This is a genomic window from Paenibacillus sp. TAF43_2, assembly GCF_052113545.1.
GTDB lineage: Bacteria > Bacillota > Bacilli > Paenibacillales > Paenibacillaceae > Pristimantibacillus.
Window position 1 is genome coordinate 43,682 of sequence record NZ_JBFRDK010000012.1, and the last position, 23,306, is coordinate 66,987.

Genomic DNA, 23,306 nt, shown 5'->3' on the forward strand with positions numbered 1-23,306 from the left:
TGGTGCCAGTCTATTCGTTTAGTTGAAGTGACGCATCTCCTTCATATACATGTAGGAGATGCAGCCAATAATGAGCATTGCTGCGCCGCTTATCGCTATGATGACGGCAGGTCCGTGTATATCAGATAGAGTTGAGAATACGGCTAGGCCGACAGGCGGCGCCACGCTTGTTAGAGCACCTATGAGTCCAAATACTCTGCCTTGCATCGAAGGATCAATAGCTACCCGAAGTGCGATAAAGATGATCGTCGTACTGAAGGAGAAGAGGAAGCCAACGAGAAGGATAAGCGGCAATGCTGCAAATGCAGATGACATTAGTGATATGGCGATGAACATAGGACCCATGAGGATCATGCTCCCAATGATCCATTTTCCTCTGCCTTTTAACCGTGTATCGAGCTTAATAATCAGTATGGAGCCTACGACATAACCGAGCGGGATGCACGCCTCCATAAGTCCGAATACAAAAAGTTTTGCATGCCATACATTGACGGCCATGACTTGAATGAGCATGAAGGTGGACAGAAAGAAGAACATAACTACCGGTAACAAAATAACTGCTGCTCTGGCAAATGGATCCGTCCATACGTATCGGAAGCCTGCTTTGAGATCCTCTTTAAAGGTGGTTTGCGCCTTCTGCGTATCTCGAACCGCTGCATAGGGGAACTTGCCCGTGAAGAGCAGCAGCGCTGCTGAGAGCAGAAAGGTTACTGCATCGATAGCAATCGCAAATGCCCCGCCAAATGCGGCAACAGCGATACCTCCAAGAGCAAAGCCAGATATTCGGATGATGTTATCCGATATATTGATTACCCCAACGGCCTTGGTTATTTGTTCTTTATCAATAATTTCGACGAGCGAAGCCTGGAAGGCAGGCGTTCGAATGACCCCTGCAAATGCGACGATGGCAGTCAAAATAACGATAAAAATAAACGGTATATTAGGCAGGTAAACAAGTACAGCGATGGCGCCGACGAGCACAAAACGGATTATATCTGTCACCCACATTAACGTGCGACGATCGGTGCGATCCGCAATCGTGCCTGCGAAGGAACCGAACAACATGCTGATTACGAGATGGGTAATGAGTACAACGGACATGAGCTTGGCGCTTCCTGTCGTTTGCAGCACCCACAGATTAAGCGCGATGCTATGAAAGGTATTGCCTAGCAGCGATAAGCTGTAGCTGGAGAATACGGCAATGAAATTTCGGTTTTTCCACAGAGATGAAGCAGAACCTTCTTGCGGTTGAAGATTAGGAGCGCTGCCATTTGATTCTTTTGCTAATCCGAGCATAATATAACCTCCTATAAGAATGGTTGACTTGGTTAATAATTAACTGCAGTTATTAAGGATATAGAGGATAACTTAATCGTTTAAGTTGTTATAGAAAAAGCAGAGATTACTCTGCGTTTGCTTATTTATSAGCTTTTACAAGAACATATTTGTTTGTAGGGCCAGACTTCAGATCATTCAGCAGCTGCATCATAAGCTGGAACGCTTCTTCTGGCTTGCGATCGCCAAACGATATCTTGGAAGCGGAAGCAGGGGCGATTTCTGGACAGCCTGCCATGCAAATGACAGTTAAGCTTTTTGGATCAACGTACTTAGCTGCTAAGATGGCAACAAATTCGTTCAGAATGATGCCGGTCCGATCCGAATTGTGTTCTAGGAATGCCTTTAAGTCATGCTCTTCGTCCATAACATGGATTTGATTGCGTTCTATTCCTGAATGAGTACAAATATGGTTAACGAGGTCTGCATTGTTGAAGCTGTCGATTATCAAAAAGCTCTCCTTAGGCTGTATGAGCGATGCGAATGCATGAGTGAAGGCATCGGCATAATCGTAATTAACCTTATAAAATAAGGGATCATCAATCATGCTGTCCACAACGATTAAAGGGACGCCCGTAGAGAAGTGGCTAGAAATCAGGTGGAAGTTTTCCTCCTTAACATCAACAACAAATACGCCGTCCAGCTTGCGTTCCGAGATAATATCGAGATTTGGGCTTGAGGCATCCAAGCTGAATAATACAACATGGTAGCCGCGATTTGACAGCAGCCGCTCCAGCCGATTAATAAACTGAGAATAACGGAACTGCTTCCAGAAGCCTTCATTTTCCGCTCTGTTAATCAGAATGCCAATCAATCCAGACTTTTGCTTGACTAGCGATCTGGCAGCAAGGTTGGGTACATAATTCAATTGCTTGGCTGCATCGAGGACACGGCATTTTGTTTCTGCGGGAATCGTCTGATTGGAGACATTGTTGAGTACATAACTGACAGTAGCTACAGAAACTTGAGCAGCCTTTGCAATGTCCTTAAGCGTAGCTTTTTTAATGGGGATACAACTCCTTCAACCTTCTTAATACGATTGGTATCGTGAGAGCTTGCTAAAGCTTGATAATGATTGTTGGATTATAAATGGGAATTGGCGTGATTAAAAGCAGACACTTAATCGTTTAAGTAATTATTGCATGAATGCCAATTAGATGTCTAGCCTCAATTTATTAAAGATTTCCTCAAACACTTCTGAAGGTAACGAGTAGTAGTAGTAGCTGTAACACGTATATGTGCTTATTGAGCGAATTCGGCGTATGCGGCGGGTAGGCAGGAGGCTGTAAGCACATATATGTTCTTACAGCCGAGAAGTAGATATGGTTACTGGTCTGTAAGCACAAATACGTGCTTATTGAGCGAATTCGGCGTATGCGGAAGGTAGAAAAGAGGCTGTAAGCACGTATGTGTTCTTACAGCCGAGAAGTAGCTATGGTTACTAATCTGTAAGCACATATATGTGCTTATTGAGTAATTTCGGCGCATGCGGCGGGTAGAAAAGAAGCTGTAAGCACGTATATGTTCTTACAGCCGAGAAGTAGCTATGGTTACTGGTCTGTAAGCACAAATAGGTGCTTATTGAGTGAATTCGGCGCATGCGGAAGGTAGAAAAGAGGCTGTAAGCACGTATGTGTTCTTACAGCTAGAAAGTAGCTGTGGTTACTGATCAATAAGCACAAATAGGTGCTTATTGAGTGAATTCGGCGTATGCGGAAGGTAGAAAACAGGCTGTAAGCACATATATGTTCTTACAGCCGAGAAGTAGCTATGGTTACTGGACTGTAAGCACACATAGGTGCTTATTGAGCGAATTCGGCGCATGCGGCGGGTAGAAAACAAGCAGTAAGCACGTATGTGTTCTTACAGCCGAGAAGTAGCTATGGTTACTGGTCTGTAAGCACAAATACGTGCTTATTGAGCGAATTAGGCGTATGCGGAAGGTTAAAAAAGAGGCTGTAAGCACGTATGTGTTCTTACAGCGAGAAAGTAGCTGTGGTTACTGGTCTGTAAGCACAAATAGGTGCTTATTGTGTTACATGGACGTGTGAATCAACCAAAAGAAGGGCAGTCCGCGATTGGACTGCCCTAAGCAAATAAGGTTATTGGTTACTCGGCAGACTGCTCCAAAATCACATAGCCGTAAGCAGGCAACGTGAATTGAAGCTTGCCGTCGTTGCTGCTTGCAAAGGAAGAGCTTACTGCATATTTGCTAGTGTTTGATAACAATACAGACCATGTCGATGCGCCGTTATCGGTGATGACAGCTGTTGCAACCGATCTAGCATCGGCCTTAGCATTTTCGATCGAGGCAGCCACTGGGGATGCAGAAGCCTCGCTTACAGCAGTTGCAGTTGCTGGTTTCGCAAAGCCTCTAAAAGCAACAGCGTGAGGAGCAGCGTTGCAATCAGTCGGCTGAGCTTCAATTGCAAAGCTCAAATCAGCAGCTTCGCCGCGAGCATTCATCGCGATAAGAAGCCGCTGGCTGCCTTCACGACGCTCATAGACCAAGGTGCCATCTGCTGCGCCAACGTGCACGAAGCGAATATCAGCGCTGCGAAGCGCACTGTACTTGTGGYGCAGTCCGATTGCGTCGGTATAGAACGTGAGCAATTCACGGTTTTGCTCCTCTGGGTCCCACACCATGCATTTGCGGCAGCCTGGATCGCCAGCGCCATTGATGCCTACCTCATCGCCATAATAAATACATGGGGTTCCAGGGAAGGTCAGCTGGAAGAGCGAAGAAAGCTTCATCGCATCCGTATTATCCTCGCAGATCGTAAGCAGACGAGGCGTATCATGGCTATCGAGCAGGTTGAAAGCCGATTCTGTTACTTGCTGCGGATATGCTGCAAGCTGCGATCCAATTGCATTAGCGAAATCAGTCGCATCGATCGTTTGATAAGCAAAGAAATCAAGAACTGCATTCGTGAAAGGATAATTCATAACCGCATCGAATTGATCCCCCTGCAGCCACATCATCGAATCATGCCAAATCTCGCCCAAAATATAAGCGTCTTTATTCACTGCTTTTACCGTCTGACGGAACTCACGCCAAAACTGATGATCAACCTCATTGGCAACGTCCAGTCTCCAGCCGTCGATTCCGATCTCCTCGATCCAGTAGCGAGCTACCTCGAACAAATATTGCTTCACCTCAGGATGCTCGGTGTTCAGCTTCGGCATAAGCGGCTCAAATGCGAAGGTTTCGTACGTCGGAACGCCGTCCACCACTTGCAGCGGCCATTCCCGAACATAGAACCAATCCGCATATTTTGACTGCTGTCCGTTCTTCTGAGCATCGACAAATGGAGGGAAGGTTTTGCCTGAGTGATTGAATACCGCATCAAGCAAGACACGAATGCCGCGGGCATGGCAAGCATCAACCAATTCCTTCAACTTCTCATTTGTGCCAAAATGCGGATCAACCTTCATGTAGTCTTGTGTATCATACTTGTGATTGGTCGTTGCTTCGAACAGCGGAGTGAAATATACCGCATTAATGCCAAGTGCTGAAATATGATCCAAGTGATCAATTACACCCTGGAGGTCACCGCCAAAAAAGTTTTTTGGCGTAGGCTCGCCGCCCCAAGGCAGCACATTTTCAGGATTGATCGAAGGATCGCCATTCGCGAAGCGTTCAGGGAATATTTGATAAAAGACAGCGTCCTTCACCCAAGCTGGCGGCTCAAATACATCGATTGGATTAATATATGGGAAATCAAAAAATGAATTTGAGTTGTCAGGAAGTGTAAGCTCGATACCTTTATCCGAGAAAATAATCGCCTCATCTCCGCTTATTAAGCGGAACGCATAACGCAGCCTCCGAAAAGGAGGAATAACGGAAGTTTCCCAATAATCGAATCGTGCATCCGAAGTGAAAATATGCATAGGGACCGTTGTAATCGTTTGATCCCATGCGTACTTGTCGCCGACGATTGCTTCAACTACAGCAACATCGTCTTTTTTGGTACGCAAGCGGAGGTGCAGCGTCTTTCCGTCGTAGGCGTAAGCCCAGTTTTGCTTCGGTCTGTGATAAACAGCTTCTAATAACATGATTATCGCTCCTTCATGGATGATGTGAGAGAAGATATGGAAACACGAAAAAAGGCACAACCTCTGTGCTCATAATAAGCCGAGGTTGTACCTTCTCCCATAACACGTTCAGGCGCCGCTCACGCGAAGCATATTGCGAACAAATGGTTGCGGTAGCATTGCCTTTCTATTGTAAATCTCAACACTTTTATTATACATAATTTGCACGTATTGTACTAGTCTAGTTTTGAAAAAAAATTATGCATTAACCGCTTCATGCGCTAGGGATTCCAAGTAGCGCTCGCAATCCAGAGCAGCCATACAGCCGCTTCCAGCAGCGGTAATCGCCTGGCGGTAATTACGGTCTTGAACATCGCCGCAAGCGTATACGCCTGGGATGTTCGTCTCGGAAGTGCCCGGCTTTACAATAATGTAGCCTTGCTCATCGGTGTCGATTTGACCGCCAAGGAAGCCAGTATTAGGCGTGTGGCCGATCGTAATAAATACGCCGTCTGTTTCAAGCAATTCTTCCTCGCCTGTTTCATTATTGCGCACCTTCAACCCTTGCAAGCCCATGCCCGTTGCAGCAACTTCAAGCGGTGTACGGTTCAGGCTCCATACGATTTTGTCATTCGCACGAGCGCGATCCTGCATAATTTTTGATGCGCGCAGCTCATTGCGACGGTTAACTACTCTTACTTCGGAAGCGAAGCGAGTAAGGAACACGGCTTCTTCCATTGCGGAGTCGCCGCCGCCTACTACAATAATTTTTTTGCCGCGGAAGAAGAAGCCGTCACAAGTTGCACATGTGCTTACGCCGCGACCGATATTTTCTTGCTCACCCGGAATGCCGAGGTATTTGGCTGAAGCGCCTGTAGAGATAATGATGGATTCGGCTTGCAGCTCGCCAATGCCTTCCACGTCAAGCGTGTAGGGACGTTTGCTGAAGTCGACGTTTTTTACAGAGCCTGTTTTGAATTTTGCACCAAAACGCTGTGCTTGCTTACGCATGTTGGACATTAGCTCGCTGCCCAAAATACCATCAGGGAAACCTGGGAAATTTTCTACTTCTGTTGTTGTTGTAAGCTGGCCGCCTGGCTGCCACCCTTCAATAACGAGCGGCTCCATGTTCGCGCGAGCCAAATAAATGGCAGCCGTCAATCCGGCAGGTCCTGTACCAATAATAATTGTTTTATGCATCATCTATATCCTCCATTCAAAATTCCGTTGAATAATAAATCCTACTTTAAAATTATTATAATGTAGCTTTAAAGTCAATATCGTTCATGTAACGTTCATGTTGGTCATGTATGCTGAAATCATAACTACATAAGTCTAATTGGAGGAAGAACAAAATGCCCAAAATCGTAGTTGCAGACGACGATCCAAACATTCGCGAGCTGGTAGCTCTTTTCCTAAAAAGAGAAGGCTGTCAGGTCATTGAAGCTATAGATGGTATAGACGCATTAGAGAAGCTGGACTTGGTACGACCAGATCTTGCGATTATTGATGTCATGATGCCCCGCATGGACGGGTGGGCGCTTTGCGCGGAACTGCGAGCGAGCTATGATATTCCGCTGCTCATGCTGACTGCCAAGGGAGAAACCTCGCAGAAGGTGAAGGGGTTTGAGCTTGGTGCGGATGATTATATGGTCAAACCCTTTGATCCGCCGGAGCTTATAGCCCGGGTTAAGGCGCTGCTCAAAAGATACCGGATTACCGCTTCGCAGACGGTGGAGTTCGGCGATGTCCTCATGAATCGAACGGACTTTCATATGTCAGCTGGCGGAGAGAAGGTAACGTTGCCGCCTAAGGAGTTTGAGCTGCTGTTCAAGCTGGCAAGCTATCCAGGCAAAACCTTTGCCCGTGATCATCTGATTGAACAAATATGGGGAATGGACTATGAGGGGGACGAGCGAACCGTTGATGTCCATATCAAAAGACTGCGGGATCGTTTTCCCGAGGAGCAATATCGTTTCCGTATCGTAACGATTCGCGGACTAGGGTATCGACTGGAGGTATGGTCATGATTCGCGGCCTTTACTTTCGAATTACGGCTACATTCCTTGTTATCGTTCTGATTAGCATCGGGGTCGCTTTTTTATTCACGAACCAAATGTTCAAGAGGGATGCAAGGGGACAGCTGCCCAATCAGCTGGAGAAGTCGATTGCTCGCATTGAACAGCTTTATGCCGTCTCGAAGCCGGCAGATTTGCAAGCATTTTTGGAGGAGATCTCAAGCTTGCAAGGGCAGTCAATTGTCGCTATCAGCAGCTCCAACTACTTAGTAAGGGCTGGCGAGCGAAGCGAGCTGATTATGGAGCGACTGACATTCGAGCAGCTAAGAAAGGTATTCGGCGGCAGCTCTGTCAGACTGGATGTATACGCTAGTGAGGAGGTTAGCCCGCCTTCGCCGCCTGCTTTAGGGAAACTTGTGTCATTCGGCAATGAAAGATGGGCATTGTTCGTTCAGCTAAATCGTTTTCCACAAAATAGCAACTTCTTATGGACGGCTGTCACGCTGCTTGTTACGCTGCTGCTCGTCGGAAGCGTACTTATTCTAATCGTGGCCCGTTATTTAGTGAGGCCTCTAAAAATGATGACGAACGCTGCGACGCGAATGTCACAGGGGGATTTCAGTGTACGGCTGCCCGCAAGACGCGGCGATGAGCTAGGTGAGCTTGCCCAGGGCATGAACAAAATGGCGCTCAGCTTATCACAGCTTGAAATGATGCGTCAGGATTTTGTATCCAATGTCTCGCACGAAATGCAGTCTCCCCTTACGTCGATTGGCGGCTTCGCAGAAGCACTGCGCAGCGAGGAGGTTACTGGAGCTGAGCGGGAGCGTTATATTAGCATCATTAAGCAAGAGAGCATGCGGCTTTCTCGGCTAAGTGAAAATTTGCTCAATTTGGCATCGCTCGACTCGCAGCAGCATCCTTTTCACCCGCAGCCCTATCGACTGGATCGTCAGCTTCGTGATGTGGTGCTTGCCTGCGAGCCGCAGTGGATGGCCAAGAGACAAACGGTTGAGCTGTTAATGGAGGAAACGGTAATTACTGCTGATCGTGATCAGCTTAATCAGGTATGGATGAATTTGCTTGCCAACAGCATGAAATTTACACCAGAGGACGGCAAAATCTTTTTGTCTTTGTCCGAAAAGGATGGTTCCATTGTGGTCCGAATTACCGATACCGGGATAGGCGTTCATGAGGAGGATCGAGAGCGAATATTTGAGCGTTTTTATAAAGGGGATTTATCAAGGGATAGAAGCCAAGGCGGGAGCGGGCTTGGGCTTTCGATCGCACAAACCATCATTCATATTCACGGCGGAACCATTGCGCTTGATCCAAGTGCGGACCAGCTTACTGGAGCAAGCTTTATGATTAAGCTCCCGTTTGCACGAACAGCTGCTTAGTTATGGGACGAAGCTGGAAAGAAGCGACAGTGGAAGCTTTTGAATACATGGAAAAACGAGGGTGAAACCGTTATGATAAAAGGAGCGATTGCATAGAAAGCAAAGAGCTGGGGGAGATGTTAAGGTGGAGAAGCGGATTCGGAAAGCGATCATTCCTGCTGGGGGATTAGGGACAAGGTTTTTGCCGGCTACGAAAGCGCAGCCGAAAGAAATGCTGCCTATTATCGATAAGCCTGCTATTCAATATATCGTAGAAGAGGCTGTAAATTCAGGCATCGAGAGTATCGTAATCGTCAGCGGACGCAACAAACGAGCGATCGAGGACCATTTTGACAAATCTGCCGAGCTCGAAATGGAGCTGGAAGCGCGTCATAATGAAGAAATGCTGGAGATGGTGCGGAAAATATCACAGCTGGCCGATATTTATTATGTTCGTCAGAAGGAGCCGCTAGGCCTTGGCCATGCAGTGCTTTGCGCACGCCGCTTCATAGCGGACGAGCCGTTCGCGGTATTGCTAGGCGACGATATTTTGAAAGCTGATCCACCTTGCTTGCGGCAAATGATGGATGTGTACGAGAGGGAACAATCATCTGTTGTAGCTGTGATGGAGGTGCCTTGGGATCAGACGCATAAATATGGTATTGTTGATATTGAGCGGGATAAGCAGGTAGCGCGAGTACGCAACATTATTGAAAAGCCGGCGCAAGGACAAGCCCCGTCCAACTATGCGGTTGTTGGACGCTACGTCCTTGATCCTGTCATATTTGATCTGCTTGAGAAAGCGACGCCAGGCAAAGCTGGGGAAATTCAACTGACAGACAGCTTACAGCAATTAAACCATATCTCTTCTTTAATGGCTTATCGGTTCGATGGTATTAGACATGATGTAGGCGACAAGCTTGGTTTTGTACAAGCTACGATTGATTTTGCATTAGAGCGTGCGGATCTAGGCGATGAGGTCAGAAAGTACATGCTGGAGAGGCTGAAGGAAACGCAGTTCTAATCCATGAGAAATGAAGGCCGCCAATGAGCGGCTTTTTATTTTGTCTTTTGGCCGGTTTTATGGTTAGAACTTGAGATCATGTACGTACAAGTTTCGCGTATGATATACTACAGGAATACAACTAACGGAGTTGAGGTGTGAAGTGAAGGAACAGCAAACGCCCAAATATATGCAATTAAAGCAGGAAATCATATCCTGGATCGTCACAGCGCAGTTTAAGCCGCACGAGAAGCTGCCATCGGAGAATGAGATCGGCAAGCAATTCGAGATGAGCCGGCAAACGGTGCGCCAAGCACTCGGTGATTTGGAGCAGGAGGGCTGGCTCTACCGCGTACAAGGGAAAGGGACGTTCGTGTCGGACCAATCTGCGCCGGAGCGGAAAAACTCATCCCAAGGGATGACGATCGGGATGATTACGACCCATATATCAGATTATATATTCCCGACCATCGTCAGAGGCGTTGAATCGAGCTTGCGCGCTGTAGGGGCAAGACTTCTGCTGGCGAGCACGGATAATGAAAAGGATAAAGAAAAGGACAGTCTGGAGTCGATGCTGCGCGAGCCGCTGACCGGGCTCATTATTGAGCCGACGAAGAGCGCGGAGGGCAACCCGAACTTTAATTATTTTTTGGCGCTCGATGCGCTCAAAATTCCATACATTATGCTCAATGAACGATATAGCGACGTGGATGCGCCATGCTTGCGCGTGGATGACGAGCTTGGCGGCTATCGTGCCGCAGAGCATTTAATTAAGCTCGGCCATACGCGAATCGCCGGATTTTTTAAGACGGATGACTTTCAAGGCGTTCACCGGATGCGCGGTTTTTTACGGGCTCATCGGGAGCAAGGGCACACGGTTCCGCCGGATTATTTGCTGCGCTATACGACGGAGGAGAAGCAGGACAAGCCGATGCAGGCCTTGTTTGCGATGCTGCAGCGTGAGCCGGATCAGCGGCCGACCGCTATTATTTGCTATAACGATGAGCTGGCTGTAAAAATGCTTGATATCGTAAGGCAGGCTGGCTTAACGGTGCCTGAGGATCTTTCGATTGTCGGTTTTGATGATGCGAATCTGGCTACGGCTACCGAAGTGAAGCTGACAACCGTTGCGCATCCAAAAACAGAAATGGGCACGGATGCGGTCGAATTGCTGCTTAGTATGCTGGATAAGCAGCACCAGCGGAGACAAACGCAGGATAAAATATATGATCCGCAGCTCGTTGTACGTGATTCAACTAGACCGCCCCAAAGCTAAGCTGTTGCTGAACGGTTAATGTTTTTAAATGGATGAATAAAAAAGACGTGACACACTTGTACGTACAACTTATAATAAAGCAAAGATATTCTATGGCAATGTCCGTATAAGTGAATGCGGATCAGCATAGAAATGTGAGCTTGAAGGGAGCGATAAGTGGTCATGTTAGAAGCATTGAAGCATGCGGTTTGGGAAGCGAATATGGATCTTCCAAAGTACGGATTAGTTACATTTACTTGGGGCAACGTCAGCGGTGTAGATAGAGAGTCTGGTTATGCAGTTATTAAGCCAAGCGGCGTTCCTTACGAGGAGTTAAAAGCCGAGCAGATGGTTGTCGTAGATTTGGAAGGCAATGTGATTGAAGGAAATCTTCGACCTTCCTCGGACACGGCTACTCATGTGCTGCTCTACAAAGCGTTTCCTTCGATAGGCGGAATTGTACACACCCATTCGCCTTGGGCGACAAGCTGGGCACAGGCGGGGCGCTCTATTCCATCGCTTGGCACGACGCATGGCGACTATTTCTATGGCGAGGTGCCTTGCACACGCGCGATGACAGAAGCGGAAATCAACGGCGCATATGAGCTGGAAACGGGCAATGTCATCGTTGAAACCTTCAATAAAAACCATATCGATCCAAACCAAGTGCCTTCGGTGCTCGTAAACAGCCACGCTCCTTTTTGCTGGGGCAAAGACCCGCATAACGCCGTTCATAATGCGGTTGTGCTGGAGGAAGTGGCGAAGATGGCTCTTCATACGTATCAGCTTAACCCGAATGTTCAGCCGATGGATCAAGCTTTATTGGATCGACACTATTTACGCAAGCACGGAGCGAACGCCTACTACGGCCAAAAATAAGGAGGATTCGGATAATGAGCAAAAAATACGCAATTGGTGTAGACTACGGCACGCAATCGGGCCGAGCTGTTCTTGTGGATCTATCTAACGGTGCCGAGGTAGCGGAGCATGTCACGCCGTATACTCACCACGTTATTGATGAGAAGCTTCCGGTATCTGGCATTAAGCTTGAGCATGACTGGGCGCTTCAGCATCCGCTTGACTATATTGAAGTGTTGGAATTGTCGGTTCCTGCGGTAATGAAGGAATCAGGTATCCATGCTGCTGATGTCATCGGTTTAGGCATCGATTTTACAGCATGTACAATGCTCCCCATCGATGGAAAAGGGAATCCGCTATGTGTACAGGATGCCTACAAGGATAATCCGCATAGCTGGGTGAAGCTGTGGAAGCATCACGCTGCACAAGATGAGGCTAACCTTATCAACGAAATGGCAGCGCAGCGCGGTGAGAAGTGGGTGCCGCGTTATGGAGGCAAAATTTCATCAGAGTGGATGATGGCCAAAGCATGGCAGATTTTGAATGAAGCACCGGACATTTATGAAACTGCAGATAAATTTGTTGAAGCAACGGACTGGGTTATTGGCCAATTGACTGGCAATATTGTTCGCAACAGCTGTACGGCCGGCTACAAAGGCATGTGGCATAAGCAAGAGGGCTATCCAAGCAAGGATTTTTTCAAAGCGCTTGATCCTCGTTTAGAAAACCTGACAGAAACGAAGCTGCGCGGCGAAGTTGTACCGCTTGGCTCGAAGGCTGGAGAATTGCTGCCTGATATGGCTGCACGCATCGGACTTGCGCCAGGCACGGCGATCGCGGTTGGCAATGTGGATGCACATGCGGCGGTGCCGGGTGTTGGCGTCGTTACGCCAGGCAAGCTGGTTATGGCGATGGGCACATCGATTTGCCACATGCTGCTCGGAACGGAAGAGAAGGAAGTGGAAGGAATGTGCGGCGTCGTTGAGGACGGCATCATTCCGGGTTACTTTGGCTACGAAGCGGGACAATCAGCGGTTGGTGATATTTTTGAATGGTTCGTTGAGGAATCTGTTCCAGCCTACGTACTTCAAGAGGCAGAGCAGGCTGGCGAAAATGTACATGTTTATTTGACTCGCAAAGCCAGCGAGCTGAATGTTGGCGAATCCGGCGTACTGGCGCTTGACTGGTGGAATGGAAACCGCTCGGTTCTTGTAGATACGGATTTGACAGGTACCATTGTAGGCCTCACCTTGCTAACGAAGCCTTGGGAAATTTACCGCGCCCTTCTTGAAGCAACGGCATTTGGCACACGCAAAATCGTCGATGCGTTCCACAGCAACGGGGTTGAAGTAAATGAATTGTACGCATGCGGCGGATTGCCGCAGAAGAACGCGCTGCTTATGCAGATTTATGCAGATGTAACGAATCGCGAGATCAAGGTCGCAGCATCCAAGCAAACGCCTGCACTTGGTGCAGCGATGTTTGGAGCAGTAGCAGCTGGTGCCGCAAAGGGCGGTTTCGACAGCATTGTTGATGCGGCTCAAAAGATGGCTCGTGTACGCGAAGAAACGTTCAAGCCGATTCCGGCAAACGTTGCAGTTTACGAGAAGCTGTATGCGGAATATAACTTGCTGCACGACTACTACGGACGCGGCGCAAATGATGTAATGAAACGCCTTAAGGTTATAAAAGAAGAGCAAGCTTAGGTAGCTATTATTCAATCATATATATACCAAACAAACGACTCCAGCATTTAATTATGCGACGGAGTCTTTTTTTTTTTATTAATTTCTAGCTTTTTCCACTCTTCTTGTCGAAATTGTACAGAATTTGTACAGAAACGAATGTTATTATAGGTCGTCGGACTTATAAAAAAGAGACAGAAGAATGTAGACAGCTTTTGAAAGCGATCTTAATAGTAAAGGAGAGTACGGGAATGAAGGAAGATGGTAGGTCTATGGGACCAAGAAGTTCTAGGAACAGAGGTCGAATGAACAGCAGACTGTGGCGAAAACGGTTATTTACCGCATTTATGGCATTTGCGGTGCTGCTCGTTCAGCTTTTCCCTGTTCCATACGCAGCAAGTGCTGCAGCGATTGATACAGGAGCGACTTATTTTACTGGTACGGATAACTGGGGCGGCGGAGCTGCGAACAGTGCAGCTGACGGCGATTTAGACAGCAGCACGGGGAACAATATGGCTCTTTATCCAATCGAATTTAAAATTAAAGACATTAAAGCCAAACCTACAAAAAGTGCTTATATGCTTATACGGGCTCTTGATGTAGACGAATACGATGAATCAAACAAAAGCGGTACAGGCGAGTGGGACCGTGTATATTTCTCATCTAACCCTGCAGATATTGCATTAGGTGCACCTACAACCCCATGGCCAGCAAATTTTGGGTCTGATACATACAAGAAGGAATTCCCTCAAGCATTTAACTTGGGTGCTTTATCCGGAAAAAATAATGTGTGGAATACAACCGTTCTGGAAATTAAACCGGATCAATGGAATAGTATCGTCGCCAATCAGGATTTATATGTTGGCATTTCCGTACATCATTATTTCATGAATACTTCTAATTTCAACAGCGGCTGGGTGACGACCATCGATTGGGGTCAGCTTGTCATTGACGGCGGCGTGAGAGAGACCGGAGAAATTACCGGAGCCGCTGTTGCTGTTACGAAAGACAAAGTAACGATAAATACAGGTTTCTTGCCTAAACAAGACGGAAACTTTTATATGGAAGTCAATGTCATTGAGAAAACGAAAGTCGGCAATGAGATTAGGGAGAAAAACTTGGATTTGTCGCAGAAGTACTTTAGCGGCTCCAAGCAAGGAACCGAGCAGAAATGGGACAACATTGTTCTTAATGCTCCTGGAGCAGATCCAAGCAAAGAATACACTGTAAATATTATATTGTTCGACAAGCAGCCAGATAAGAATGAGCCTGGAACAGCTCAGCATATTTATTCGATGTCTACGTTTGACCCTGCGGTAAAAGATATTGCAAAAGCGGGACCTCAATACGAGCCAACGAATTTTACGCTAACGGACTTCAGCAGCAAATATTATCGCGTAACAGGTGAAGCACAAGCTGCTAAGCTTGAAAAAGTGAAAATCGTTTCGCTTCCAAGCGGCGGCAAGCTCCAGCTTGCAGGAGTGGATGTTAAATTAGATGACGAAATTGCTAAGGCAGATGTCGCTCAATTGACCTTCGTTCCAGATGCAGCAGGTTTAACGGGCACGACTTCATTTAAGTGGAATGGCTATGATGGAAGCAAGTACGCGGCTATCGATGGGACGGTAACGATTACTGCAAATGCCGCTCCTGTTGTAAAAGATATAAATAAGGCTATTAATCAAGGTGAAACACTAACATTTACAGCTTCAGATTTCACAAGCCAGTATACGGATGCAACTTTGCCAAAGGAAAACTTAAGCAAGGTGAAAATCGTTTCATTGCCGGCGCCAGCTGCCGGTAAGCTGATGATTACAAACGGTGGTTCTGCTGCAGCTGTGGCCGTGGGCGATGAAATCAGTGCAGCTGATTTGGGCAAGCTGAGCTTTGTTCCTGCGAGCAATGCCAGCGGTACAGCTTCGTTTGAGTGGAATGGCTCAGACGGCGTTCAGTATGCGAAGGATAATAAGCAAGTGACCATTGCTATTAATACGGCGCCAATTGTTAGTAACATTTCTTTTGCAGCTATAGCTGGCAATACGGTTCAAATGAAAGCTACCGATTTCACTAATGCGAATGCATATAGCGATGCGGATGGCGATGCACTGACAAAAGTACGTATTAGCCTGCCAGCCAACTTTTCCAATAGCGGAAAGCTGCGTTATACATCCGAAGGGGTGGACTACGTAGTATCTTCTAATACTGAAATTTCTTTAACGGAATTAAATACGCTGCGTTTCGTTCCAGCTGCAAATTTGGCGGAAGAAAGCACAGTTGCCTTCACTTGGGATGGATTTGACGGCAAACAGTATTCTTTAACACCAGCAAATGTGAGCATTACTTATACGAACGACCCTGTCGTTAGCAACATTGCGAAGGACGGTCTTCAATATGAGCCGACTGCTTTTACAGCTGACGAGTTTAGAAGCCAATATGCGAAAGCAAACGGTGCTGCTAATTACAATGGACTTCAGCGTGTGAAGATAGTTACTCTGCCAGCAGTGGGACAAGGCTCATTGTTCCTAGGCAGCAAGGCAGTTGAAGCCGGTGATGAAATTGCGATCGGAGAAGTGGATACGTTATCCTTTGTTCCAGCTGATGCTGGATTCACAGGTACGGCAGCATTTAATTGGAATGGTTATAATGGATCGAAATACGCGAAGCAGCCAGCTGCGGTAACTATTAAAGCGAATGCTGCTCCAACGGTAGAACAGATTAACAAGGAAATATTGAAAGGTGGCACGGTGCCTTTTGCAATTAAGGACTTTACGGATTCGTACAGTGATTCCAACAGTGAGAGCTTAAGCAGAGTGAAGCTTGTATCGCTCCCAGATCCTGCAAAAGGCAAGCTTGTTTTTCAAATAGGCAATGGCCCAGCTTATGACATTACGACTGCCGGCTTTGTCATTAAAGCAAGTGACTTAGATGGCTTAACCTTTGTGCCTGCTGCAGGCGTGACGGGTTCAGTAACATTCGACTGGAACGGCTCGGACGGCAAGCAATATGCGAAGGAAAACAAGAAGGTCACGATTACCATTAACACTCCGCCAGTCTTAGATGACATTGTAAAAGCGGGACTTTCTGGTGAAATTATTGCTTTTAAAACAACGGATTTCACGGAATCGCCTCGTTACACAGATGCAGATGGCGATTTGCTGAAAGAAGTTGCGATTATTGTTCCAGCAAATTTCAATCAGAGCGGAACGCTTTGGTACACACCTTCTGTTGGTGAGTCAGTCTATTTGATGCCAGGCAGTACTGAAATCATTGCAAAAAGCGATTTGGAAAGTCTGAAATTCCAGCCTTCAACCTCATTAGCAGAAGGAAGCACGGTTGAATTTGGTTGGAGGGGCAGCGATGGGAAACAATTTGCAGAAGCGGCTGCTGCAATCGCGATTGGCTACAACGGCAAGCCGGTTGCAGAACCAATCACTGTAAATGTTGCCGAAGGCACAACTGATATTATTATTGTTTTTAAAGGTTCAGATCGCGAGACAGTTACGAAGCTTGTTTACGGTTTAGAGAGCAATCCAGGCAGAGGTACGTTAGAGCCTGCCGATTACAATGTATCAGGTGATACATGGATCTATAAACCGGGTTCAGATTTCATATCTGGACAGGATAGCTTTACGTACACTGTAACGGATGGAGATAATCAAGTTTCAGCTCCTGCAACGGTGACGATTAATATTCATAGAGCGCTCGATGGATGGGCCGGAGACAAAGCGCAKGGCGAATCAAAGGTATTAATTATCATTCCAGGCGAGCAGCTTAAGCTGAGTGCTGTCAGTTCCTTGCTTGCTAAGAGCGTTACGGCGAATGTGAACGGTATTATCGTACCGCTTACGCTTGTCAATCAGGATACCTTCGTGGCAGACGGCTATAAGAAGTGGGAAAATACAACGTATTTACTTCCTGAATTAACAACAGCAAGCAAGTACGAAGTTACATTCAGGGCACTGGACGTTGAAGGAGCCTTATTGCCTTCAGAGACAAAATTAGCGGATAACAGCTTTGAAGTGGTTAAAGCGGTACTGGCGTTAACCGCAAGTCCAGAGAAAATTTTGGGCGATGGCAAATCAACTACCGAGCTATCAGCATTGCTAACAAATGCAGATGGCACTCCAATTAAAGATGTAACGGTTATTTTTGAAGCTCCTGTTGGTAAAGGGACGTTTGTTGGTGGAAACACTGCGCTAACTGACGCGCAAGGAATAGCGAAGGTTACGTACAAATCACAGCAAATTACAGGCATCAACGAGCAGCAGATTCCGATTCAAGCAAATGTGTACAATAAAGAGCTTGGCTTAAAGGCGCAGGATGAGATCATCATTACCTTCTTGCCTGCTGCAGTTAAAGGCTTTATTACAAAGGGAGATACGAATTCGCCAATCGCTGGCGCAAGTGTTCGCGTAACGCTTGATCTAGATGGCGACGGCGTTATCACTCCAGGATCAGACTTTGATGAAACGGTTATTACCGATGCTAGCGGAGCTTATTATGTCGTGGTTCCGAAAGGCGATGTCGTTTATGAGCTGGAAGTGACGCAAACGGTTGATGTTGGCGGCGTTCCTACACCTGTAACCTATAAGCAATCGGCTCAAGTTGGTGAAGTAACAGGAGCAGGCGAAGAAAACTTTGAATCCGAGAAAACGGTAACTGGTATCGTGCTGCTTAAGCAGCCAGATGGCAAGTCCTCGTTGTTTAACAGTGATCTGCTTGCTAAAACATATATTTATTTGAAACAAGCGGATGGCAGCTACATTTCCGAAGGCGGAGCTCCGAAAGCATTTACACTTAGCCCGCAAGGCGTATTTAATGCGAATGGGCTTGCTATTGGAGAATACGAGCTGGAAATTAGATATGAAGTTGAACCTGGCAAGGAAATTATTTTCAGCCATGCAGGGGTCAAAGTAACGGCTTCAGGGGAAATGAATATTTCTGAGGCGCTTGTCGATCCATATGGAACGGTTACTAATTCGGTTACAAAAGCAGTAATTGAAGGTGCATCCGTTGTCCTTTATTACGCGGACACAGCAAGAAATAAAGGCAAAGGGATTATACCTAACACGGAGGTTGTTTTGCCGGCTCTCGTTGGTTTTGCACCAAATGACAATGCGAGTCCAGAACAGCTGACTGATGCACACGGTTTCTATGCCTATATGGTGTATCCAGAAACGGACTATTATCTTGGCGTAATGAAGAATGGGTTCTATAACTATAAAAGCCCAGTTCTCTCCGTTGAATGGGAGATTGTCAAACATGATCTAGAACTGACGCCTTTTGAGGCAAGCGCTCCATCTGCCAATCCTGCGCTTACTCTTTCAGTAGACAAGAACAAAGTAAAAGAAGGAACAAAGTCAACCATAACGGTGGATTACAAAAACAGCTCCACCAGTCCAATGGCAGCAGGAGAAATTAAGGTCAAGATTCCTGCGGGCGCAGTTGTTGCGGATGCAGCTGGCGGAGTAGTAACTGACAACACCATCGTATGGAAAGTGACCAACGTGCTTGGCGGACAAGGCAGCAGCTTCAAAATAGTTATTGAATGGCCGCTTATGAAAGCAGCAGATACGGCATTCGATATTTCGGGTGAATTTATCGGGAATAATGCCACTGTCCAATCATCAGTAAAAGTAAATGTATTCTCAGATCGCTTCGGGGAGCTTACTCATACTCGTTATATTCTTGGATACCCGGATAAGGAATTCAAGTCAGAAGGGTCACTTACTCGTGCGGAGCTTGCAGCCATTGTTGCAAGACTATCTGGAAACGAGAAAGTGGAAGAGCCGCTTTCATTTAACGATATTCGCAAAGGTCACTGGGCGACGAACTACATCCAAAGCGTTACGGTAAACGGCTACTTCAGCGGATACGAAGACGGCTCTTTCCGTCCAGATGCGGCAGTTACAAGAGGAGAGCTTGCAGCGGTTATGGCAAGGTTCCTCAAGCTTGAAGTGAGCGCGCCTGCGACAGCCCACTTTAACGATACTTCAGGCTACTGGGCAGCAGACACGATCGAAGCTTTGTTTAACGGCAAGTTTTTAACCGGTTATCCGGACGGAAGCTTTAAGCCGAAAAAAGAAATTACTCGTGTTGAAGCAGTTACGATGATCAATCGTATGCTTTATCGCGGACCGCTTCAGGGACTGGCCCCATTGTTCCCTGATATGCCGCAAAGCCACTGGGGCTTTGGCGATGTACAGGAAGCAACGATCTCACACAAAGCTGAGCGCAATGAAGACGGCAGCGAAAAATGGATCGAAAGCATCAATGATAGCGTGAAATAAAGAGCATTAATAGAAGCAGCCTATCTGTTCACAGTGTATTGTGACCATGATAGGCTGCTTTTTTAAAATATGGCTTCATTTCCCACTATAAAAAAATGGAGATCATTTACTTTTTGATATAGAATAGATAGATATGTTTAGAGAGAAACGTGGGCTGGGGGATGAACGGAAGTGTATTGCCATCATTGTGAAAAAAAACAGACGGATGATGCCATTTATTGCAGCCAGTGCGGCAGATTGCTTGCTGATGGAGAAGAAGCTGCAGCGGCTCTAAGTACTGAGCGATCTATGTTGTTATCGGAGCGGGCTGCTTCTGTAGAGATAGATGCAACAAGCCAGCAGCCGGGCAAGCCTAAAAAAACGCGGAGACGTAGAGCTAAGAGCTCTATTTTGGCATGGCTGATGCCTATCATTTTAGCGCTTGTTACCGCTGGTTCTGTATTTAGTTACTATATATATCAATCCGAAATAAATGATAGGGTCATCAAGCTTCATGTTGAGGCGAAGGCGGAGGCGCTGGCAGGGAAATATGACAAAGCGCAGAAGCTGCTGCAGGAAGCCTCGGATGCGCGTCCAGGCTTTGGCGCTCTGCAGAAGGATGCGGAGATCGTTGCCCTTGTCGCAGAGCTGGCACAGTCAATTACAGCTGCGGGGGAGCAGCTGGAGGAGCGTAAGCTTGAAGAGGCAGAACTGACACTGGAGCGGATTAACGGTGAATTAAAGGGTCATAAAGAGCCAATCTATATAAAGATTAAGCATCAGCTTGACGACTATAACGTTAAACTTGGTGTCATGAGGCTGACGGAAGAACTGGCAGGTCTGAATACAGTGGATGAGCTTGAGTCAAGGCTTAACATTGCGAATCAATTAGACGGTGAAGAGGCGCTAGCTGTAAAAGAACAAATTGTCGCCAAAATCGTCGATATAAGCTATAAGGATGCCGAAGCATTGCTTAAGAAAAAAAACTATTCGGATGCGTTGGCACTGACGGACCGAGCGCTGCTTTTTGCCAAGGATAATGAGCGTATTATGACACTGGCCAAAAAGATAACTGATGCACAGGCAGATTACGAGAAAAGGGAACAGCGAAGATTAGAGCAAGCGATGCAGCAGGCTGCAGCAGAGGATCTAAAAAATCAGACGGCAGCCGTCGAGGTTGTTAAAATCGAATCGACGCTAGATGAGTTCGGAGATTTAAATATTGTAGGCGAGCTGAAAAATGCCGCTACACGGCCTATTTATTCGATTAGCGTTCAATTTATCGTCTACGATGCTGACGGCAAAGAGGTAGGCAAGGGCAAGGCAGAGGCGACGCCGGATTATGTTGATCCAGGCCAGAAAATCACCTTTAATAGTACGGTATATGGGGTTTATGTAGAGAATACAACCGTCGTCGTTGATCACGCGACTTGGTATTTGGATTAAGGGGAAGATGTGATGAGAAAACGAGCTTGGATTAGCGTCATCGCTTCTACTCTCATTGTATGTGGGGGATTGGCTGCTGCGTTAGCCATTCATTCAGAGGTGCCAAACAGGCTGACGGGAAAGCCGTTGCTTGCGGTAGCTGATGAGACGAAGCAGAAGTCTCTTAAGGATATTATTTTTGAAACGCAGAAGCTGGTCGTCATGATTGAAAATGAAAACGGGGATCAAGGCTCAGGCTTCCTTTATAATAAGCAAGGGGATCTCATCACGAATGCGCATGTTGTCGCTGGCTCCCATACTGTGAAAATTAAAACAGCGGATGCGCGCGAGCTGGACGGAAAAGTCATTGGCATTAGCACGGAAACGGATATTGCGGTTGTTCGTGTGAAGGAACTGGCTGGAACGGAGCCGCTGCAGGTAGAGCGTAAAGAAAGAGCGGAAGTCGGGGACGAAGTGCTTGCTGTAGGCAGCCCGCTCGGATTTCAAAATACGGTTACTACCGGTATTGTCAGCGGACTAGGAAGAACGTTCAAAATTGATTCCTATTTGTATTCGGATCTCTATCAAATTTCTGCGCCAATTGCTCCTGGTAACAGCGGTGGACCGCTCGTTGATCAGAAAACGGGATCGGTGCTTGGCATAAACTCTGCCGGTTATGAGCAAGGTTCAATTGGCTTTAGTATCCCCATTGCGAACGTAATCGATATCGCAGAAGGCTGGTCTACTAAACCGATGACTAAGCTGCCTGATCTGGAGCTTTCGGATAAGGAACTGAAGATGGAAGATGAAGCGAAGATTGAGGAATATGCTGATTATCTCGTTACTCATTTTTATGACAGCCTGAACAATGCCGATTATGTTTATGCTTATTCATTGCTAGGCGGCAATTGGAAGGAAGGGACGAGCTACGAGAAGTTCAGGGCAGGTTACTTGGGGACGCTGAATGTGGTCATCGAAAATATGCATGTGACGGAGAGCAGAGAAGACAAAGCTACCGTTATCGCTGTTATTTCAGTAGATGAGCGGGTCGAAGGCAAATATGTGTTAAGCAAATACCAAGTAACCTATGAGGTCGGCTACGAGAACGATCAATTAAAGCTGCTGAGCGGCAAAGGTAAGGCTATTAAGTAAAAGCATAACTTTAAAAAGCTAGAAAAAGTCGGTCAGGGGAGACCGCTTTTTCTAGCTTTTTTTTGTATAGCTGTGGGGCGTCACTAATGAGGGGTATATCAATAAATCGTCAGTTCTAATTAATTTTCTATGCTTGTATTTTCGATTTCATCCTCGCGCAAAACAGGGCTTAAAAAGAGCTCAAGCGCTACAGAGTCATTGCGCTGAAGCGGGAAGCTGAGCAGCGATGCTGGAATTACGCGTCCGTTCAGTATAAGTTGATAGCTGGTATTGCCGCCAATAGGGACTCCGCTAACGGAATTAATTTGACCATTAAAGCTGAAGCTGACAACCCCCGTTTCCGCTAGAGCCTGATAGATGCTCAAACCCGGTCGGAAAGGAATGCGATACGCCTCCGTTATGCTAGGAAACGCTCTTCCACCGTTTATGAGAACCGTTACGGTCGCCTGCGGTCCCGCAGGCGGGAACAGCCATGGCCCACCGATCCAGAAGCCCCCCGGCCCAAAGCCGCCGGGTGCCCCTGGGCCAAAGCCGCCGGGTCCCCCTGGCCCAAAGCCGCCGGGTCCCCCAGGCCCAAAGCCGCCGGGTCCCCCTGGCCCAAAGCCGCCGGGTCCCCCTGGCCCAAAGCTGCCGGGTCCGCCTGGCCCAAAACCGCCAGGACCGCCCGGCCCAAAGCCGCCGGGACCCCCCGGTCCAAAGCCGCCGGGTCCCCCTGGCCCAAAGCCGCTGGGTCCCCCTGGCCCAAAGCCGCCGGGACCGCCCGGCCCAAAGCCGCCGGGTCCCCCTGGCCCAAAGCCGCCGGGTCCCCCYGGCCCAAAGCCGCCGGGTCCCCCTGGCCCAAAGCCGCCGGGTCCCCCTGGCCCAAAGCCGCCGGGTSCCCCTGGCCCAAAGC

General features: G+C 47.4%; 15 protein-coding genes. 10 read left to right on the forward strand and 5 right to left on the reverse strand.

Annotated elements, in window-relative coordinates:
* Nucleotides 1-18 precede the first annotated feature (18 nt).
* From AB4Z17_RS04670 to trxB, 4 genes are all read right to left on the reverse strand, one after another.
* Nucleotides 19-1,296 carry an MFS transporter gene (locus AB4Z17_RS04670; protein WP_441958423.1) on the reverse strand — a complete coding sequence of 426 codons (1,278 nt, stop codon included), beginning with the start codon at nt 1,294-1,296 and terminating at the stop codon, nt 19-21.
* Nucleotides 1,297-1,417: 121 nt separating this feature from the next.
* Nucleotides 1,418-2,347 (reverse strand): LacI family DNA-binding transcriptional regulator, encoded by a 930-nt coding sequence (locus AB4Z17_RS04675; RefSeq protein WP_441958438.1) that lies wholly within the window; start codon nt 2,345-2,347, stop codon nt 1,418-1,420.
* Nucleotides 2,348-3,444: 1,097 nt separating this feature from the next.
* Entirely contained in the window at nt 3,445-5,391 is a 1,947-nt protein-coding gene (locus AB4Z17_RS04680) for a glycoside hydrolase family 13 protein (RefSeq protein ID WP_441958425.1), read from the reverse strand.
* 237 nt (nt 5,392-5,628) lie between these two features.
* Nucleotides 5,629-6,570, reverse strand: coding sequence for a thioredoxin-disulfide reductase (gene trxB / locus AB4Z17_RS04685; RefSeq protein ID WP_441958440.1), 942 nt, complete (start codon nt 6,568-6,570; stop codon nt 5,629-5,631).
* A gap of 155 nt (nt 6,571-6,725) precedes the next feature.
* On the opposite strand from trxB, the gene AB4Z17_RS04690 reads away from it, so the two are divergent.
* The 10 genes from AB4Z17_RS04690 to AB4Z17_RS04735 all read left to right on the forward strand — a co-directional run bounded on the left by AB4Z17_RS04690 (nt 6,726) and on the right by AB4Z17_RS04735 (nt 22,414).
* Nucleotides 6,726-7,400, forward strand: a complete 675-nt coding sequence (locus tag AB4Z17_RS04690; protein ID WP_441878515.1) for a response regulator transcription factor — start codon at nt 6,726-6,728, stop codon at nt 7,398-7,400.
* The gene (locus AB4Z17_RS04695; RefSeq protein WP_441958426.1) at nt 7,397-8,788 is read left to right on the forward strand and encodes a HAMP domain-containing sensor histidine kinase; all 1,392 of its coding nucleotides are present in this window, start codon (nt 7,397-7,399) and stop codon (nt 8,786-8,788) included. Before AB4Z17_RS04690 ends, AB4Z17_RS04695 begins: the two co-directional genes overlap by 4 nt.
* Before the next feature lie 88 nt (nt 8,789-8,876).
* Nucleotides 8,877-9,791, forward strand: coding sequence for a UTP--glucose-1-phosphate uridylyltransferase GalU (galU, locus tag AB4Z17_RS04700; protein ID WP_441958428.1), 915 nt, complete (start codon nt 8,877-8,879; stop codon nt 9,789-9,791).
* 142 nt (nt 9,792-9,933) lie between these two features.
* Nucleotides 9,934-11,046, forward strand: coding sequence for a GntR family transcriptional regulator (locus tag AB4Z17_RS04705; protein ID WP_076268853.1), 1,113 nt, complete (start codon nt 9,934-9,936; stop codon nt 11,044-11,046).
* A 162-nt stretch (nt 11,047-11,208) separates the two neighbouring features.
* Complete coding sequence (araD, locus tag AB4Z17_RS04710; protein WP_441907995.1) at nt 11,209-11,904, forward strand: L-ribulose-5-phosphate 4-epimerase; 696 nt, start codon at nt 11,209-11,211, stop codon at nt 11,902-11,904.
* 14 nt (nt 11,905-11,918) lie between these two features.
* The gene (locus tag AB4Z17_RS04715; RefSeq protein WP_441958430.1) at nt 11,919-13,589 is read left to right on the forward strand and encodes a ribulokinase; all 1,671 of its coding nucleotides are present in this window, start codon (nt 11,919-11,921) and stop codon (nt 13,587-13,589) included.
* Nucleotides 13,590-13,873: 284 nt separating this feature from the next.
* The gene (locus AB4Z17_RS04720) at nt 13,874-19,858 is read left to right on the forward strand and encodes an S-layer homology domain-containing protein (RefSeq protein WP_441958431.1); all 5,985 of its coding nucleotides are present in this window, start codon (nt 13,874-13,876) and stop codon (nt 19,856-19,858) included.
* A 133-nt stretch (nt 19,859-19,991) separates the two neighbouring features.
* A complete protein-coding gene (locus tag AB4Z17_RS04725; RefSeq protein ID WP_339206854.1) occupies nt 19,992-20,132 on the forward strand; it encodes a hypothetical protein in 141 nt (46 codons plus the stop codon).
* Nucleotides 20,133-20,146: 14 nt separating this feature from the next.
* Nucleotides 20,147-21,283, forward strand: coding sequence for an FxLYD domain-containing protein (locus tag AB4Z17_RS04730; protein ID WP_441958433.1), 1,137 nt, complete (start codon nt 20,147-20,149; stop codon nt 21,281-21,283).
* A gap of 12 nt (nt 21,284-21,295) precedes the next feature.
* Entirely contained in the window at nt 21,296-22,414 is a 1,119-nt protein-coding gene (locus tag AB4Z17_RS04735; protein ID WP_076268858.1) for a S1C family serine protease, read from the forward strand.
* 119 nt (nt 22,415-22,533) lie between these two features.
* Here AB4Z17_RS04735 and AB4Z17_RS04740 read toward each other — a convergent pair.
* The coding region (locus AB4Z17_RS04740; protein WP_441958435.1) for a hypothetical protein at nt 22,534-23,306 on the reverse strand (773 nt) is incomplete at its 5' end.

What these genes read in the sequence shown, in the direction of transcription:
- AB4Z17_RS04670 (WP_441958423.1), bottom strand. Translation starts at nt 1,296, where the DNA reads ATGCTCGGATTAGCAAAAGAATCAAATGGCAGCGCTCCTAATCTTCAA.
- trxB (WP_441958440.1), bottom strand. Translation starts at nt 6,570, where the DNA reads ATGCATAAAACAATTATTATTGGTACAGGACCTGCCGGATTGACGGCT.
- AB4Z17_RS04690 (WP_441878515.1), top strand. Translation starts at nt 6,726, where the DNA reads ATGCCCAAAATCGTAGTTGCAGACGACGATCCAAACATTCGCGAGCTG.
- AB4Z17_RS04695 (WP_441958426.1), top strand. Translation starts at nt 7,397, where the DNA reads ATGATTCGCGGCCTTTACTTTCGAATTACGGCTACATTCCTTGTTATC.
- araD (WP_441907995.1), top strand. Translation starts at nt 11,209, where the DNA reads ATGTTAGAAGCATTGAAGCATGCGGTTTGGGAAGCGAATATGGATCTT.
- AB4Z17_RS04715 (WP_441958430.1), top strand. Translation starts at nt 11,919, where the DNA reads ATGAGCAAAAAATACGCAATTGGTGTAGACTACGGCACGCAATCGGGC.
- AB4Z17_RS04725 (WP_339206854.1), top strand. Translation starts at nt 19,992, where the DNA reads ATGTTTAGAGAGAAACGTGGGCTGGGGGATGAACGGAAGTGTATTGCC.
- AB4Z17_RS04730 (WP_441958433.1), top strand. Translation starts at nt 20,147, where the DNA reads ATGTTGTTATCGGAGCGGGCTGCTTCTGTAGAGATAGATGCAACAAGC.
- AB4Z17_RS04735 (WP_076268858.1), top strand. Translation starts at nt 21,296, where the DNA reads ATGAGAAAACGAGCTTGGATTAGCGTCATCGCTTCTACTCTCATTGTA.